The organism is Pedobacter sp. (assembly GCF_035566355.1).
Taxonomy (GTDB): domain Bacteria; phylum Bacteroidota; class Bacteroidia; order Sphingobacteriales; family Sphingobacteriaceae; genus Pedobacter.
This window is the reverse complement of record NZ_DATMRL010000467.1, coordinates 1-16,093: the sequence shown is the minus strand read 5'-3', so window position 1 is coordinate 16,093 and position 16,093 is coordinate 1. Positions and strand designations below refer to the sequence as shown.

At 42.8% G+C, this 16,093-nt stretch carries 14 protein-coding genes and 1 pseudogene; 10 read left to right on the top strand and 5 right to left on the bottom strand.

The annotated features are described in order from the left end of the window. The 3 genes from VNZ46_RS18200 to VNZ46_RS18190 form a co-directional block, all read left to right on the top strand. Nucleotides 1–902, top strand: a 902-nt coding sequence (locus VNZ46_RS18200) for a DUF763 domain-containing protein (RefSeq protein ID WP_325561451.1), incomplete at its 5' end; no start/stop codon positions are given. Between the two features lie 120 nt (nt 903–1,022). Next, nucleotides 1,023–1,787: an AcvB/VirJ family lysyl-phosphatidylglycerol hydrolase gene (locus VNZ46_RS18195; RefSeq protein WP_325561450.1), complete on the top strand. Its 765-nt coding sequence runs from the start codon at nt 1,023–1,025 to the stop codon at nt 1,785–1,787. Nucleotides 1,788–1,800: 13 nt separating this feature from the next. After that, on the top strand, nt 1,801–2,487 hold the full coding sequence (locus tag VNZ46_RS18190) for an alpha/beta fold hydrolase (RefSeq protein WP_325561449.1): 687 nt from the start codon (nt 1,801–1,803) through the stop codon (nt 2,485–2,487). 11 nt (nt 2,488–2,498) lie between these two features. On the opposite strand, the gene VNZ46_RS18185 is transcribed toward VNZ46_RS18190, so the two are convergent. Next, nucleotides 2,499–5,015 carry a phosphatidylglycerol lysyltransferase domain-containing protein gene (locus VNZ46_RS18185; RefSeq protein ID WP_325561452.1) on the bottom strand — a complete coding sequence of 839 codons (2,517 nt, stop codon included), beginning with the start codon at nt 5,013–5,015 and terminating at the stop codon, nt 2,499–2,501. 207 nt (nt 5,016–5,222) lie between these two features. Between VNZ46_RS18185 and VNZ46_RS18180 the strand changes: the two genes are divergently transcribed. Continuing rightward, on the top strand, nt 5,223–6,176 hold the full coding sequence (locus VNZ46_RS18180) for a glycosyltransferase family 2 protein (protein WP_325561448.1): 954 nt from the start codon (nt 5,223–5,225) through the stop codon (nt 6,174–6,176). After that, nucleotides 6,157–6,930, top strand: coding sequence for a polysaccharide deacetylase family protein (locus VNZ46_RS18175; protein WP_325561447.1), 774 nt, complete (start codon nt 6,157–6,159; stop codon nt 6,928–6,930). The genes VNZ46_RS18180 and VNZ46_RS18175 overlap by 20 nt, the downstream gene beginning before the upstream one ends. Here VNZ46_RS18175 and VNZ46_RS18170 read toward each other — a convergent pair. Next, on the bottom strand, nt 6,905–7,387 hold the full coding sequence (locus VNZ46_RS18170) for a GtrA family protein (RefSeq protein ID WP_325561446.1): 483 nt from the start codon (nt 7,385–7,387) through the stop codon (nt 6,905–6,907). The genes VNZ46_RS18175 and VNZ46_RS18170 overlap by 26 nt on opposite strands. A gap of 27 nt (nt 7,388–7,414) precedes the next feature. Continuing rightward, nucleotides 7,415–8,473 carry a ferredoxin--NADP reductase gene (locus VNZ46_RS18165; protein WP_325561445.1) on the bottom strand — a complete coding sequence of 353 codons (1,059 nt, stop codon included), beginning with the start codon at nt 8,471–8,473 and terminating at the stop codon, nt 7,415–7,417. A gap of 139 nt (nt 8,474–8,612) precedes the next feature. Here VNZ46_RS18165 and VNZ46_RS18160 point away from each other — a divergent pair, with 139 nt between their 5' ends. The 3 genes from VNZ46_RS18160 (at nt 8,613) to VNZ46_RS18150 (ending at nt 13,429) form a co-directional block, all read left to right on the top strand. Then, the gene (locus VNZ46_RS18160; protein WP_325561444.1) at nt 8,613–11,399 is read left to right on the top strand and encodes an outer membrane beta-barrel family protein; all 2,787 of its coding nucleotides are present in this window, start codon (nt 8,613–8,615) and stop codon (nt 11,397–11,399) included. Between the two features lie 3 nt (nt 11,400–11,402). Then, nucleotides 11,403–12,191 (top strand): GLPGLI family protein, encoded by a 789-nt coding sequence (locus VNZ46_RS18155; RefSeq protein ID WP_325561443.1) that lies wholly within the window; start codon nt 11,403–11,405, stop codon nt 12,189–12,191. An 89-nt stretch (nt 12,192–12,280) separates the two neighbouring features. Continuing rightward, the gene (locus VNZ46_RS18150) at nt 12,281–13,429 is read left to right on the top strand and encodes a metallophosphoesterase family protein (RefSeq protein WP_325561442.1); all 1,149 of its coding nucleotides are present in this window, start codon (nt 12,281–12,283) and stop codon (nt 13,427–13,429) included. Here the strand turns inward: VNZ46_RS18150 and VNZ46_RS18145 are convergent. Beyond that, nucleotides 13,398–13,682 (bottom strand): hypothetical protein, encoded by a 285-nt coding sequence (locus tag VNZ46_RS18145; protein ID WP_108554111.1) that lies wholly within the window; start codon nt 13,680–13,682, stop codon nt 13,398–13,400. The genes VNZ46_RS18150 and VNZ46_RS18145 overlap by 32 nt on opposite strands. Before the next feature lie 79 nt (nt 13,683–13,761). Between VNZ46_RS18145 and VNZ46_RS18140 the strand changes: the two are divergent. Further along, nucleotides 13,762–14,440, top strand: a pseudogene (locus VNZ46_RS18140) (pseudouridine synthase). A 160-nt stretch (nt 14,441–14,600) separates the two neighbouring features. On the opposite strand, the gene VNZ46_RS18135 reads toward VNZ46_RS18140, so the two are convergent. After that, nucleotides 14,601–14,948: a helix-turn-helix domain-containing protein gene (locus VNZ46_RS18135; protein WP_325561441.1), complete on the bottom strand. Its 348-nt coding sequence runs from the start codon at nt 14,946–14,948 to the stop codon at nt 14,601–14,603. A 164-nt stretch (nt 14,949–15,112) separates the two neighbouring features. On the opposite strand from VNZ46_RS18135, the gene VNZ46_RS18130 reads away from it, so the two are divergent. After that, nucleotides 15,113–16,093, top strand: a 981-nt coding sequence (locus tag VNZ46_RS18130) for an NADP-dependent oxidoreductase (protein WP_325561440.1), incomplete at its 3' end; no start/stop codon positions are given.

The window sequence follows — 16,093 nt, the reverse complement described above, 5'->3', positions numbered from 1 at the left end:
CTAGACAGACGCCACAGGAACTGCTCCATTACTGCGACCGTACGGGGCTGGACGGACCATCACTCGTTCGTTGCAGCAAGCTCAGTGCCAAGGTTGATAATACTGCTGTACAGGATGGTTTTCAATTGTACCTGCACAGCTTTGTGGTCAATACAGAAGGTTTATGGACGGTAGTCCAGCAGGGAATGAGTAATGAAAGCAATACGGCCAGGCGGTATCACTGGCATTCTTCTGCGGTGAAGTCTTTTGTGGAGGAACCGCATACCGGAATTTGCGGGGTAAACCAGGGGCAGATCCTGAATATGGTAGCTGCTGGTGCGCAGCCCTCCCGTGCCTCATTGATGTCAATGTCTGCAGAACATCCTGAACGTATGCTGAAGGAAATCCGGCATCTGATCTTGCCCGGACATCACGAAGTCAGGGCAGAAGATGTGGATTTGAAAAGACTTGGGGCCATGCTTTGGCTGAGCCATGAAAAAAAGCCTGCAGATTTTGAAGATTTATTGCTTTTGGAGGGCATGGGGCCAAGAACCCTGCAGTCTATGGCCTTGGTCAGTGAAGTGATCTATGGTACACCTTGCCGTTTTGATGATCCTGCCCGTTTTTCTTTTGCCCATGGGGGGAAGGATGGTCATCCTTTTCCGGTTCCGGTAAAGATTTTTGATGAAACCATCAGCGTGTTGAGTAAAGCGGTTCAGAAAGCTAAGATAGGACAATCGGATAAACTGGATGCCATCCGTAAGCTTGGAGAGCTTTCCAGGGCGGCAGAGAAAGATTTTACCCCAAACCAGAATTTTGATGCCCTTATTGAAAGAGAGCGCAGGGACTCCTGGAAATACGGAGGCAGAACTGTATCGGGTTATGCGCAGCCTCCAAAACCTGCACAGCTGACCTTATTTTAAGGATTTTAACTTTGTGTTTTCTTTTTGTTACAAGTAATTGCAGATGAATGTAAAATAATTAGATACTTTTAAGCGGTTGGTGTGTTTTTTGCATGCGAGCGTTGATATGAAATGTATAAAATGAAGCTCTGGTTGCTGCTAACAGGACTATTTATTGCGCTCACCTTTTCCGGCTGTGGTTTGCTGGTCCGCAACCGCATGACCAATCACCATGGTATTGAGCAAAATGACTACAATCTGCCGGTGATCGTGTACCCAACAGCCAATATTTTTTCCAAGAGAATTTTATTCCTGTTTTCAGGAGATGGCGGCTGGCTTGAATTTGAGGACCGGCTGGCTACAGAATATACCAAGAAAGGTTTTTATGTGATCGGATTCAATTCCCGTAGTTATTTCTGGTCGCAGAAGACTCCGCAGGAAACGGCAGATGATGTCTTTTTACTGATTGATAAGTACAATGCACTTTACAAGACCAACCGGATCTTTTTATGCGGTTTTTCTTTTGGGGCAGATGTAGTGCCTTTTATTTACAATGGTTTACCTGAAAGAATCCGGGATAAAATTGTTGCCGTACAATTGCTGAGCCCCTTTTCTTCTTCTGATTTTAAGGTACATACTTCTGATCTGCTGAATATCGGAGGAGACAACAGGCTCTATAAAGTAGCGCCTGAAGTAGAGAAAATAGATGTTCCTGTGTATTGTTTTTATGGTAAGGCAGAAGAAGTTAAGCCTCTCAGTGAACTTAAAATGTCTAATTTCAAACTGACCATTGTACCTGGTGCCCATCGCTATGATGAAAGCGCTTATGCTAAAATTGTGGCATCTCTCAGACCAAAAAGATTCCTCGGCCGTCAGTTGAGTTTAATATCTTTGGGGAAAATTTAACCAGAACCTCTGTATGAGATCCAGAATATATTCCATTTTGCTGTTGACTTTTTTTGTTTGCAGTGTTAAAGCACAAAAAAGAGTAAGCCTTTCTTCATTTCCGTTGCATACCATCCAAAAAAATGATAATAAGACCTTGGTTGTATACTTGAGCGGCGATGGGGGCTGGAATAAATTTTCACAAAACCTAACCCAGGAATTGTCGGAAGCTGGTTATGCAGTACTGGCTCTGGACACCAGGAAATACTTCTGGGACCAGAAAAGCCCTGCGCAGTTTGGTGGGGATATGGAAGGCATTATAGAGCATTATCTCCAGACCTGGAACAAATCATCGTTTGTGGTGGTCGGTTATTCCTTCGGGGCAGACGTTGGTGCTTTTTTACCGTCTAATTTTTCTTCATCTGCTAACCAGAAATTAAAATCATTGGTGTTGCTTTCTCCGGGCTTTTCTACTGGTTTTGTAACCAAAATATCCAATATGCTAGGCTTTGGGGGGACAGATAAGGATAAGTATAAAGTGCTTCCCGAGTTGAAGAGAAGCCCTGTGCCAGTCTATTGTATTTTTGGAAAACAAGAGGGTAGCGACTTCTACGAAGCGATTAAGCCTGTAGAAAAAATTCATAAGATCCTGGTACCCGGGTCGCACCGTTATGATGACGACGTGAGTCAACTTGCGAAATTTATTGTGCAGGGTTTTTAGGTCATGCTGCTTTATTGATCACCCTCCGATACTTTCTTCAATGCCCTTGGTACCTGGAGCAGGTGGTAATTGTGGCTGAAGATCAGGTATTTCTTTTCCCAGGAAGGGAAGAATTTCTCTTTATATTTTCTTAATCCTTTAAACTGTCCAAAAACCTTGAGGTTTTCGTAAGCATATTTTATGGTTTTCTGTGTTACGTTCACATCTTCCATTCCCGAAAGGGGAGCAAGCCCCATATTTGCCGAGGTATAGCCCTGTTCTTTTAGATACAGGAAGGTTTTGGCCAGCAACATGTCCAGTACGCCATTTGGCGCATCGCTGATTTTCCGGATCAGGTCATAAGTGGCTTCGCCTGGCGCGTAATCAGGAATCAAATTTAAGAAGGCGTACACCTTTTCTTCCTGGTCTTCAATGGTCAGGATGGTTTGTTCTTTCAGGATACCGGCATCAAATACGCCCTGAGTAAAGGCTACTTCTTTCTGGTTAAGTTCTTCCATCCAGTTGTCAGATACTTTTTCCAGTTTCTGGAGTAAACCTTCTTTAATAGGGGCCTGGTATACTTTTAACTGAAAACCTTCGGAGGTAAGGCGGTTTACAGCACTTCTGGTGGTTTTCATTTTACCGCCATCCATGGTAAATGTAGTTAAGTTGAGGATGGCTTCTTCTCCAATCGGAATAGATTTTCTGCCCAGCTTATGGTAAAAGCCAAGGGATTTCTCCGGTACCCTGTAATAGGCACTGATAAAGCCATTTTCTTTACAGAAAATCTCAAATTTATGGACCATTTCCAGTTTGCCTTCTTCATTCTCGGCTACAGGATCCTCCAGTACAATGGCAAAATGCTGCGTAATTTTAAAACTGATAAAGGCGGTCTTGTCTTCGTTGAAGAAGAGGTATTTATCCGGGTAGGTCTTGAAATAATCCAGGGCAGAACAGCCATATTTCTTAAGGAGTTCATTGGCCTGGTCAAAATCTGCATCGCTGTTGTAGGGTTTGGAAAAGTAAGGTTTCAGAATGCTGAAAACAAAGAACAGGATCAGGCAGGCACCGGCAAAATAAATGGAGTCTTCAAAATGTTCTCCGAAATGGGTACGTGGTACCAATGCTTTATCATCTACCAGGAAGAGCAGTTTTAGCACCGCTTTTACCGCTTCAATGAATTTAAAATCTATTCCGAAATGTTTCTTGTCTATGAAATAGAAGCCCAGTACCCCATAGGCCAATACCGCTACAACGGCATAAATGAGTACAAAATAGTTGAAAGAGATAAAGTTAGGATGGGGCCGGAGCTTGTAATTGCTGCGGGTGTACCATAAAGAAGAACCAGCTACAAAGGCCAGTATGGCTTCTTCAAAATCTGCTGCCTTGATCAAATGTCCGAAGAAAGAAAAGGCGGTAATGAACAGGGCAATATACCAGGCTCGTCTGGAGCCTTGCAGCAGGAAGATACTGAGCATGACCAGGGCAAGTCCAAAGACAAGAACCAGGGCATTGCTGGTCACAATCACATCTTCAGGAAGTATATTCTTGACCAGCCGTAAACGTGCAGGAATGGCCGGAGTAATAGAAGAAATGATGTTTACGATACCCAATACAAGAATGATCACCGCGGGCAATACACGCAGGATGAGGTTGTCTTTCTTGGTGATAAAGCTGATGATCCCGGCAATTAAAGGCAGCCAGAACTCAAAGAAGCGGAATAAAAGAGTAATGGTCGCAGCAGCTACAATGGGGAATCCAAATTGCTGCAATATAAAGGTCAGGGATACTTCGATGGTTCCCAATCCTCTTAAAAACGGTGAGGCAATAAGCAGGATTACCATAACCATATAGCCTATAATCGCAGCCGGCCAGCTGGCGTTAAGACCCAGGGCCAGCATGGAGATATAGAGATGGACAATACCAATAATCTCTATGCCTATGGAAACCAGTAAGGTGAGCCAGAATTGTTTACGGCTTACCTTTTGATCGATCATATCGTCGAGGATTGTGGTTAGTGAAGGTCTTACTTTAGAGAGCCACCGGTAAGCAATGCCTTTTTTAGCAATCGAGTAGATCAGCAGAATAAGGGCACCAGTGAGCAGCAGCAGGAAAACAAAACTTAACAGTTCTGCGAGTCCGAGTTTGGTAAACAGAAGGGCAACACCCAGAACAGGAACGCCCACTAAAACCACAGACAGAATACTGCAGAAGCCAAATACCGTGGAGGCTAAATGGATCTGGGATTTTGAAATACCTCCTTTTTCCAGGTCTTTGGTAAAAAAGACGAGGGAAGAAAAACCGCCAGCAGGTAAAAATATGCTGACCAGGTTTCGCTTTAAGAACAGGATGACGGCGGTTTTTATAGAGACCTTTTTGTTGAGGGCTTTAAAGCTGTGTACATACATCTGTGCCTGTGCCAGGATGTATATTATGGTGAGGGCAATGCCCAGGGTAATGTATAATGGATTACTGTTGCTGAGCTGTTCGTGGATCTTAATAACTTCTATGTGTTCTTCTCTGATAAAGAAAATTGCCATTGCAAGCATGAAAATTGCAACGAAGAATTGCCAGAAGAATTTGTTATATATCAGCTTAGATATAAAGTTTTTCGCGTTATGCATTCTGCAATTTTAGAAAAATTAACAGAATATATAACATTAAATCTTTGTAAGTGGTTTGCTAAATTTTATAATGTGCTGTGTAGTTGCAATTTTATTTGCAATTTTGTGTCCTCTTATTTCGTAAAGAACTCCATGCAAAAAACAATCTCTATTGTCATTCCTGCCTATAATGAAGAGGATAACCTATTGGTTATCGTTGAAAGATTAGAACGTATTTTAGAAGGGAGAGGTTATGCATTTGAGATTATCCTGGTAGACGACGGGAGTAAAGATAAAACCCTGTCTGTAATTAAGACTATGGCTCAAACCAAGCCGAATATTTTTTATATTGAATTTTCGCGGAATTTTGGACATCAGCCTGCGCTTAAGGCCGGGCTGGACCACGCTCATGGGGATTGTGTAATTTCCCTGGATGCAGACCTGCAGCATCCGCCGGAACTGATCATCCAAATGCTGGACAAATGGGAGGAAGGTTATGAAGTAGTATACACCAGAAGACATGAAGATAAATCTCTGCCTTATAAAAAAAGGGTTACTTCTTCCTTATATTATAAATTGCTGAATGTACTTTCCGATATTGAAATTGAATCCGGTACTGCCGATTTCAGGTTGATGGACAGTAAAGTGGTGAGCGTTTTTAAAGAGTTCCAGGAAAATGAACCTTTCATAAGAGGACTGGTGAAGTGGATGGGCTATAAACAATTTGCCCTGGATTATGTGCCGAGCAAGAGGTTCTCTGGCAGCAGCAAGTATAATTTGAAAAAGATGCTTCGTTTTGCAACCCATGGAGTTACCTCTTTCAGTATCAAGCCTCTTTATACCGCCGTATATTTGGGTTTTATCTTTTCTTTTTTGTCCTTATTGTACATCCCTTATGTAATTCATGCTTTCTATATTGGAAAGGAAGTAAATGGCTGGGCTTCAATTATTATGACCATCGTGTTTTTTGGTGGACTGCAGCTGATCATACTGGGCATCATTGGTATCTATATTGGCAAGATGTTCCTGCAAAGTAAAAACCGTCCTAATTATATTATCCGTTCAAGTAATTTAAGTCTGAAAGAAAATGGTGTTGTTGAGTTTTGATATAGAAGAGTTTGATATGGCTTTTGAGTATGGTAAATCCATCTCTTTTGAAGACCAGATCCAGATTTCCATTCAGGGCAGCCACAGCATTCTTGATCTGCTGAAGAAAAACCGGTTAAAGGCTACCTTTTTCTGTACGGCTACATTTGGACAGCATGCCTCAGAAATCCTGGAGAGAATCCTGGAGGAAGGGCATGAACTGGCTTCTCACGGATATTACCATTCTGATTTTAAACCGGAACATCTGCTGGCTTCTAAAATTGAACTGGAGCGTTTATCCGGTGTACGTATAGAGGGCTATCGCATGGCCAGAATGATGCCGGTAGATGAAAAGGAGATCAAAAATGCGGGTTATGTTTACAACAGCTCTATCAATCCGACCTGGCTTCCGGGAAGGTATAATAACCTGCACGTGTCCAGGACCTATTTTCAGGACTGCGGTGTGTTACAGCTACCGGCATCGGTGAGCCCGCTGCTGCGTTTTCCTTTGTTCTGGCTTTCTTTTCATAATTTGCCCCTGGGCTGGTACCAGTATCTGGCCAAAAGGACTTATGAGAAAGATGGCTATCTGAATGTGTATTTCCATCCCTGGGAATTTACAGATCTGAAAGACAAGGAACGTTTTGGCTTTCCTGGTTATGTGAGCAAAAATTCCGGTACGCAAATGATAGACCGTATGGATAGATTTATGCAATGGATCAATAAAAAGGGCTATCCCAGCGCTACCATTAAAGACTTCGTTTCTTCGTTGTAAAGGTTACATAAGTTTGAAAGAAATAGCTGAACAGCGACAGAATTACAATAATAAGCGCTTGTGAGGGCGTTGCCCAAAAGCCCAGATACCCTACAAAAAAATGAAGCAGGGCATAATCAAAGTAAATACTCATGGCCGTTACGGAGGCATACCTGAAAAGCTGTACGCGGCTGTGCAGGTCCGATTGCTGGAAAACAATATACTTATTGAGCAGGAATCCGACAGGAAAACTTACAGATAAAGCCATTGCGTAGGCTGCAATATACCTGGTAATAGAATATGGACCTATCACAATGACTTCCTGGTTCAGGATAAAATTATAGCTCAGGAAGAAGATGAGCAGGTTCAATGCGGCATTGCTTCCACCTGAAACCGCATACCGGAAGGTTTGAAGTGGAATAAACTTCGAAAAGGGCGGATAGAAAAAATCGATCAGTCTGAGGATCCTGCGTTTCATTTACGCAAAGATAACCAAAAGCCCGGCTTAGCCAATAACGATTCTGGTATTGTTGGCCGTAGGGTGACCGGTACAGATGAGCACACGTCCCTGCTGAATCTCCTGATCCGTTAGTACTTCGTTGTAGTCCATTCTTACCCCGCCTTCTGTGCAGGTAGAGGTGCAGGTACTGCACATTCCGGCTCCGCAGCTGTAGGGCAGGTTGATGTGGTTTTCCAGCGCCACCTCAAGAATTCTTTTGTAATAGGGGACATCCAGTCTGTAAGTTTTATCACGGTAGTCTATAATAACAGAATAAGTGTTGGTATCCTTTATTTTTTTTTCTGTCAGATCATCATCGTCTGCTTCGTCTTCGGGAATGAAATAAGTCTCTCTTTTGATCTGGTCCTGGCTATAACCCATTGCTCTTAGGGTAATGCGGCAAAGTACCATATAATTGATCGGTCCACAGGTATAGAACAAGGCATCACTTCGATCATAGCTTAGATGTTCTTTTACGATTTGTTCAATCCGAACGTTGTTAAGCCTGGCCATTAACAGGTTTTTGGATTCGCTGAAAAGCCATTCAATTTTAAAGCGCTCCGGATAGCTTTCCTGCCATTTTTTCAATTCCTCATAAAAGAGGGTATCCCGAACAGATTTATTGCTGTATACCAATACAATTTTAGAGCGTTCTTCTGTGAGCAGCGCAGTTTTGAGGATAGAATATATTGGGGTAATTCCTACACCTGCAGCGAAAAGGAACACCGTTCTTCTGGCTTCTTTTTCAGGGTTATAGGTAAATATCCCATTGGGTTCCATGGCATCGAGAACATCACCCACACCTACTTTATGATGCAGGAATTTAGATATTTCCCCATTTTCAACCAGTTTTACAGCGATAGTAAGCGGCTCATCTACAACGGGTGAACTGCACATGGAATAGGAACGTCTGACTTCTTTCCCGTTCAACTGAAAAGAAAAGACCAAAAACTGCCCGCTTTGGTAATGGATTTTTTCGCCGTTTACCGGCTCAAATTGGATCACTACATTTTCTGCTGCGTGGCGTTCGTGGCTTATAATTCGGAGCTTTCTTGTAGGGGTCATTGTTATAATAATTCGGGGCTGTATGTAACGATCAGATCAATTTAGGGTCAAAGTAACAAAAATCGACAAAAAGTTAAAGAATGTTAATATATCCTTCTTCAGTAAAATTCGTTTTAACTTTACGCATTCTGCCATTTATATGAAAAAAATTATACTCTCGTTACTCCTTTTTCTTCTAGGTTCATTTGCTCTGTATGCTCAAAATGGTTATGCAGTAAGGGGATTTGTTGTAGACACAGCCTATACCGCCAGATTGGTCAATTCGAGTGTTTCGGTATGGAATGCCAAAGATTCAACCCTGGTTAAATTTAGCCGGGTGGGCAGTAATGGCTCCTTTTCTGTACCGGCTTTGAAACCTGGAAATTTTATTCTGCTGGTCACTTATCCTGGCTATGCCGATTATTGGGAGAAATTCAGTCTGGATTCTGTGAAGAAGGAGAAAGACTTTGGTAAAGTCAATCTGCTGCTGAAAGCCAATCTTTTGTCGGCTGTAGAGATCAAGGGAGCAGTAAATGCGGTGAAAATGAATGGAGACACCACGGAGTTTAATGCAGATAGTTATATTATTCAGCCGAATTCTAAAGTGGAGGCCCTGCTGAAACAGCTGCCTGGTGTTCAGGTGGCTAAGGACGGTAAAATTACGGCCCAGGGAAAGGCTGTGGATAAAGTACTGGTAGACGGTGAAGAATTTTTTGGAGATGACCCTACGCTGGTGACCAAGAATATCCGTGGAGACATGGTGGATAAAGTGCAGTTGTATGACAGAAAAAGTGAGCAGGCTTCCTTTACCGGGATTGATGATGGACAACGGGCAAAAACCATTAACCTTAAACTCAAGGAAGGGAAGAAGAACGGAGCCTTTGGAAAGGTAAATGCGGGTTTGGGTACGGATAAATTGTACGAGGGGCAGGCCACTTATAACCGGTTTCAGGGGAAAAAGAAATTTGGACTTTATGGCAATATTGCTAATACAGGAAACCAGATGGGGATGTCCAGTTTTGATATGAGTTCTTTAGATGATATGGATTTTTCCGGTGGCGGTGGCGGGATGGTCATGATGGCTGGTGGCATGGGAGAGGATCTGGATACTTTTGACGGCGGTTATGGAGGGCAGGGAATTCCTTTGTCCAGGGCAGGTGGTTTGCATTTTGATAACAAGTGGAATAGTGGAAAAGAATCTGTGAATGGGAATTATAAGGTGAACAATATGAATGTAGAAGGGACGCGTAATGTGCAGACTCAAAATAATTACACCAACCGGATCACCAAAAGTAATTCAGATGAAACCTATAACAATTCTTCTTTCAGCCAGAAACTGGATGGCAAGTATGCCGTTAAACTGGATTCTATGAGCAATTTAAAAGTTTCTTTCGGAGGGTCGTTAAAACATAGTGAAACCAATAATCAGTTCACAGAAAATACGGTCAGAGAAAACGAAGTTTTGCTTAATGAATCTGAGCGGAACCTGGATAATAAAGCCAATGGGAAAGCATTCCGGGCAAGTGCTTTGTGGACAAAAAAGTTCCAGAAAAAAGGAAGAACGCTGTCCGTTAATATGAGTGAAAATATTACCCAAAACGATGCTAAGGGTTTTTTAAAATCTAAAAATAGTTTCTTCAATGAACAAGGCAAGCTGGACAGTACGGTAAATATAGATCAGTATAAGACCAATAAAACCAACAGCGCTGTTTTTAATTCCAATCTGGCCTATTCAGAACCGATTACCTCCAGCTTTGCAGCTCAGGTGAATTATGGCCTGAATGTAAACAACAGTACCCAGGACCGAAGATCTTATAATGCATCGACGCCAGGCGAATACACGGTATTGGATAGTTTGTTTAGCAACAACTATAAGCTGGACCAGCTCACCAATACGGCAGGTCTGATGTTCAACTATAGAAAGGAAAAGTCTGTGTTGAATTTTGGGACCAGGCTGGTGGCGGTCAAGTTTGAACAGAAAAATGTATTTACGGACGAAAGCATCAAAAGAAATTTTGTGAACTGGAGCCCGCAACTGAATTACCAGTATATGATGTCTGCTCAAAAAAGCTTACGCTTCAGTTATAATGGACAGACGAGTCAGCCAGGTATAGATCAGATCCAGCCAGTTCGGGTAAATACGGACCCTTTGAACATCACCATTGGAAATCCGAACCTTAAACCTTCTTTCAATAGTAGTTTTAATGTAGGCTATAACTCTTTTAAAATGCTTTCTTCCCGGGCCCTGATGATTAATGGCAGTTACTCTTTTACGATGAACCCGATCATGAACAATACGGTGAGGGATACAACAACAGGTAAGTCTACGTATCAGGCCGTTAACCTGACTGAAAAGAACAATACCAATTATGGATTAAATATTGGTTTTGGAAGTGCCATCAAAGCGCTGGACATGAATGCAAATATAAACCTGTCAGCCAATGGAAGTACGAATTATAGTTTCTTAAACAATGAATTGAACCAGACCAAATCATATAGTTTTTCGGCAAACCTGAACCTGATGAAGGGTAAAGAAAGTAAGTATAATTTTAACCTTGATTTTTCGCCTAATTACAACATCAGCCAGTCTTCGCTCCAGAAGCAATTTAATGATAATGGATGGGGTTTTAGTTCCAGACCTTCGTTGACCGTTTACCTTCCGGGTAAGATAGAACTGAGTTCTGATGGAGAGTATGAATTCAGAGCAAAAACCAAGTCTTTTGATGAGGATTTTTCACGTTTCATCTGGAATGCGTCCATTAGCCGAAAATTCCTGAAAGACCAGAGCTTGTACCTGACCATTTCGGCAAAGGATATTCTGAACCAGAATAATGGTTTTAACCGGAGTGCCAGTCAGAATTCGATTGTTCAGACCAATTATACCATGATCAGGAGATATGTGATCTGCAGTCTGAGCTGGGATTTTAATAAAATGGGAGGAGCTTAAATCATGAAGAAAATAAAACTGATGAAGATATTGTTGGGCTGTTGCCTGATGCTGAACGGTCTTCCATTATTTGCGCAAAATGTGCGTTTTACGGAACAAGGTGTAATTGAATTTGAAAAAAGGGTGAATACGCATGCGGTGATGAAACGTATGATGGGCGGGGCGCGCGAGGGCAGCTTTATAGATGAAGCCATGGATGGAATGAAGAAAAGAACGCCTCAGTTTAATGTCTTTAAAAGCAGTCTGAGTTTTAGAGATCAGAAAACACTTTTTGTACCTGAAGTAAAAAAGGAAGACCCATCGGATATGTTTGGGATGGGCGTTATGGGAAAACAGAATAACATTATTTATTCCGATTTTTCGTCTGCTTTATCTATCAGCCAGAGAAACGTGCTGGACGAAGTTTTTTTGGTGAAAGACAGTTTGCGCAGAATGGTCTGGAAGATTACTGAAGAAACCCGTGACATTGCAGGTTATAGTTGTCGCAGGGCGAACGGATTGATGCTGGACTCCATCTATGTGGTGGCGTTCTATACAGACAAAATTCCGGTATCAGGTGGTCCTGAGTCTTTTTCCGGCCTTCCGGGAATGATCCTTGGGGTGGCCCTGCCCCACGAAAACATCACCTGGTTTGCTACAAAGGTAACAGATACTCCGGTAAATCCACAGGTTGTTGTTCCCCCGGTAAAGGGTAAAGCGATGGACGGCCCGGCATTTAAAGCTTATTTAAGTTCAGCCTTTAAACAATGGGGAGGTTCTGCCAATACAATTTTAAAGAGTCTGATTCTTTAAGGGAAGTAAACTCTTTGTAAATTTTGATGTATTCATTTGTTAATGTTAGCTTAATATGGGTCCTTTAGCTTTGTTTAAGCATAAAGCCTATGTATTCAGCGAGAAACCCTAAGGTAACCGGGCCGGTTTTTAAAAAGGGCCAGCCTGATGATTCCTATAAATTTCAATATCCGCCTTTGCCTTCCGGAGTGTATCCTTATCATCTGAATCTTCCCCGGTCTGCTCATGCAGATCAGCGTTTAATTTTTAATATGGTAGGGGATACAGGTGGATTAAAATCGCCCGATTTCCAGCGGCAGATTGCGGAGCAGATGGGGCTTCAATACAGATTGGAGGAACATCCTCCGGAATTCTTGTATCATTTGGGCGATGTGGTTTACCATTTTGGAGAGCGCGAACAGTATGAGACGCAGTTCTTTAAACCTTATAGCCATTACCCAGGGCCTATTTATGCCATTGCGGGCAATCACGATGCAGATGTGAACCCAGATAATTCCGAGCCTTATCAAAGTCTGGACGCTTTTTACGAGGTATTCTGCAATACCAGCCCGAAAACGGTTTATTTTTCGGGAGGGGCGGCCAGAAAGAGTCAGATACAGCCTAATGTGTACTGGACCCTGAATACTGAACTGGCTACGATTATTGGCTTGTATAGCAATGTGCCTAAATTTGGCTGCATCACTTCCGAACAGAAACACTGGTTCATTAAGGAATTAAAAAGGGCTGCGGCTATGTCTGGTAAAGCCCTGATTGTTTGTTTGCATCATGCGCCTTATTCGGCAGATACGAACCATGGTTCAAGCGCAGCGATGATCCGGTTCCTGGAATCTGCTTTTGAAGAAGCAGGTGTATATCCTGATGTGGTTTTCAGTGGGCACGTGCACAATTACCAGCGTTTTCTAAAGCATTATAAGGAAAGGAGTGTTCCTTTCATCGTAGCGGGATCTGGAGGATTTGATGAATTGCATGTCCTGGCTGAGGTAACAGATCCGCAGTTTACCCGGGAGGATGAACTTTTGGAAGGTGTGGAATTGAAGGCTTATTGTGAAGGCCATCATGGTTTTATTAAAGTAGCCATAGAGAAAGAGGAGGAGCATTTCACCTTAACTTGTGAATATTATACTTTAGCGCACAATGAAAACGATCCGGCACAGCCTGCCAGACTTTATGACCGTTTTACAATTGACCTGAAGGGAGAGGATCATTTCAGCTGTCCAGAACTTGAAGGTCAAGTTTAGTCATTTCTTTTAGGATCAGGGTATTGATTTCACTGCTCACATCGTTGGCAATGTACCAGCGCATTTGTGTTTTTGCATTGTAGACCAGGTAGATCACCACGTCTTCAAAAATTGGGTCCACATATTCCAGGTGCCGCAGGCTGAAATGCTGAAGTTCGGCTGCTTTTTCAAGCAGTTTTTGGTTCAGGATTTTAAATACTGACCGGTTTTCTTCGTTTTCTTTAACGGGGGTAGTTTGTATGGTAATGATCAAGGTATACGGCTTAAATCTTATTTGATGTAAAGATAGGCAAATGATTGTTGTGCAAATGTTATCTTCGCCAAAAATTAGTATGTTAGAAATTGTTTACCAGGACGATCATTTAATAGCCATTAATAAGCCACATGGTTTATTGGTGCACCGGTCTTCTATTGCCAGCGATGCGAAGGAGTTTGCATTTGCAAATGCTAAGGGATCAGGTGGGGCGTTTTGTGAGTCCTGTACATCGCCTGGATAGAAAAACTGGTGGTTTGCTGTTGTTTGCGTTTGATAAAGAGGTGGAGATTGCGATGCACAAGCAGTTTCAGGAAGGTGGTGTTTTGAAAAAGTATCTGGCGATTTTGAGGGGATATGCACCGGATCAGATGGATATTGATTATCCATTGGTGAAAGAAAACGGAATGGTTCAGGAGGCTTTTACTTCTTTTGTGACGTTAATGCGGGCGGAATTACCGGTGCCTTTTGGTCAGCATGCAACTTCAAGATATTCTTTGGTAGAGGCTGCGCCAACAACGGGAAGGATGCATCAGTTGAGGAAGCATTTTGCGCATATCTTTTATCCGATTATTGGAGACAGGAAGCATGGCTGTAATAAGCAGAACCGTTTTTTTAAGGAACAATGGGATATGACAACGATGTTGCTGCATGCTTCGGAACTGTGTTTTTTGCATCCGGTTACCGGGGAGCAGATTGCTCTGAAGGCGGAACCGCAGGAGGAGTTTAAAAAGGTAATGCGTTTAATGGGTTTTTAGGGAGGTGAATTTTTGAAAATTTTTCACCTATTCATTCGGGGCTAACGATATCAGGTGCGCTGAAGAAGCGCACAGATCTCTGAGGCCGCCTCATGAACAGGTGAAAAATTTTCTGAGCAAATTGCAGAGGGAAGGTGGTCCGGGTAGGGTGCAGAGGAGGTTATTTTTTGGCTGGAGTGGGTTCGTGCCATTCGGAGAGGTCTACAAGTATAGGGAGCAGGGATGTTCCTTTTTTTGTGAGGTGATAATTTACCCTTACTGGGACTTCCGCGATGATTTCTTTGGTGATCAGGGTGTCTTTTTCAAGTTCTTTCAATTGTTTGCCGAGGGTTTGATCGGAGATGGTAGGTAAGGCGTTTTTTAAAAGGCTGAACCGGTTTGTGCCTTCTGAAATATGGATGATGATGAGGGCTTTCCATCGGCCGGAGATGATGTTCAGAGCACCATTGATCCTGCAGGAATCGAGCAGGAAGGCTTTGTTTAGTGAATTTGAGGTTTCTTTCTTCATCTGTTATTTTTGTCTATGCCGCCTTTTGTTAGCGGCTCACTTTTTTTAGAGCTACTCCTTTTTTTGAGCGTTATTGGTGCTTTTTTGAGCTAGCGGTACCTTTGTCAAACCTAAATAAAAAATATTAAAGGGGTTTTGGTACTGAATCTATAGAATGTAAAAAAATGAAAGCAATTGTATTGAATGGTTTTGGAGATGTGTCGAATTTTAGCTTTGATGAGGTGGATAAGCCTTCTTTTCAGGAGGATCAGTTGTTGATCAGGATAAAGGCAGCGGCTTTTAATCCGATTGATTATCAGATGAGGTTGGGTTGGAGGGAAAGCCGCTTAATGACTTCTCCAATACTGGGTAGGGAATTCTCTGGTGTGGTGGAGGCTGTAGGTAATTCGGTTACAGGTTTTTCTGTTGGAGACGAGGTGATTGCAGCTTCAGGAAGCAGAGGGTCTAATGGTACCTATGCGGAGTATATTGCTGTGACTTCAAAGGTAGTGGCGCACAAGCCTGCTGGCTTGAGTTTTGAAACTGCTGCGGCCATTCCGTCTTCGGGTTTAACGGCTTTTCAGGCTTTTCGCAGGATGGGGATGAAGGCTTCGGACAGTGTTTTTATCGCTGGAGGTTCCGGGGCTGTTGGCCGGTTCTTGATTAAATTGCTTTTTGCAGATGGTGTCCGGAACGTGGTGTCTACTGCGGGTAGTGAGCAGAGTACGGAGATTTTACGGGTTATGGGTTTGGAAACTTCTCATATTTTGGATTACCGGTCCGAGGGACTTGCAGAGCAGCTCTTGGCTGTAAATAAAGGAGAGTTTGATTTTGTAGTGGACCTGGCTGGAGGTCAGATTACGGAAACTGCAGCTGAAGTTCTGAAAACGAATGGTACTTATGTGGATGTGACTTTTCTGGGAACGCAAAGAACCCGGGAAATTTTGTTTGATCGTGGTGACGTGGTTTTGAATATTTCAAATTATGCCTATATGTTAAAGAATGAATTGGGCGGCTATGGGGAGGCTTTACAGGAGATTTCGGACCGGATTTCTTTGGGCGGGATTGCTGCGCCTGAGATACATGTTGTTGGAGAGTTAGGGGTGGGTACAGTTCAGGAGGCGCACAGGTTGATGGAGAATGGGGCATTGAATGGGAGAAAGCTT

What these genes read in the sequence shown, in the direction of transcription:
- VNZ46_RS18170 (WP_325561446.1), bottom strand. Translation starts at nt 7,387, where the DNA reads ATGAAACGCAGGATCCTCAGACTGATCGATTTTTTCTATCCGCCCTTT.
- VNZ46_RS18185 (WP_325561452.1), bottom strand. Translation starts at nt 5,015, where the DNA reads ATGCTTGCAATGGCAATTTTCTTTATCAGAGAAGAACACATAGAAGTT.
- VNZ46_RS18165 (WP_325561445.1), bottom strand. Translation starts at nt 8,473, where the DNA reads ATGACCCCTACAAGAAAGCTCCGAATTATAAGCCACGAACGCCACGCA.
- VNZ46_RS18155 (WP_325561443.1), top strand. Translation starts at nt 11,403, where the DNA reads ATGAAGAAAATAAAACTGATGAAGATATTGTTGGGCTGTTGCCTGATG.
- VNZ46_RS18175 (WP_325561447.1), top strand. Translation starts at nt 6,157, where the DNA reads ATGGTGTTGTTGAGTTTTGATATAGAAGAGTTTGATATGGCTTTTGAG.
- VNZ46_RS18160 (WP_325561444.1), top strand. Translation starts at nt 8,613, where the DNA reads ATGAAAAAAATTATACTCTCGTTACTCCTTTTTCTTCTAGGTTCATTT.
- VNZ46_RS18135 (WP_325561441.1), bottom strand. Translation starts at nt 14,948, where the DNA reads ATGAAGAAAGAAACCTCAAATTCACTAAACAAAGCCTTCCTGCTCGAT.
- VNZ46_RS18190 (WP_325561449.1), top strand. Translation starts at nt 1,801, where the DNA reads ATGAGATCCAGAATATATTCCATTTTGCTGTTGACTTTTTTTGTTTGC.
- VNZ46_RS18150 (WP_325561442.1), top strand. Translation starts at nt 12,281, where the DNA reads ATGTATTCAGCGAGAAACCCTAAGGTAACCGGGCCGGTTTTTAAAAAG.
- VNZ46_RS18195 (WP_325561450.1), top strand. Translation starts at nt 1,023, where the DNA reads ATGAAGCTCTGGTTGCTGCTAACAGGACTATTTATTGCGCTCACCTTT.
- VNZ46_RS18180 (WP_325561448.1), top strand. Translation starts at nt 5,223, where the DNA reads ATGCAAAAAACAATCTCTATTGTCATTCCTGCCTATAATGAAGAGGAT.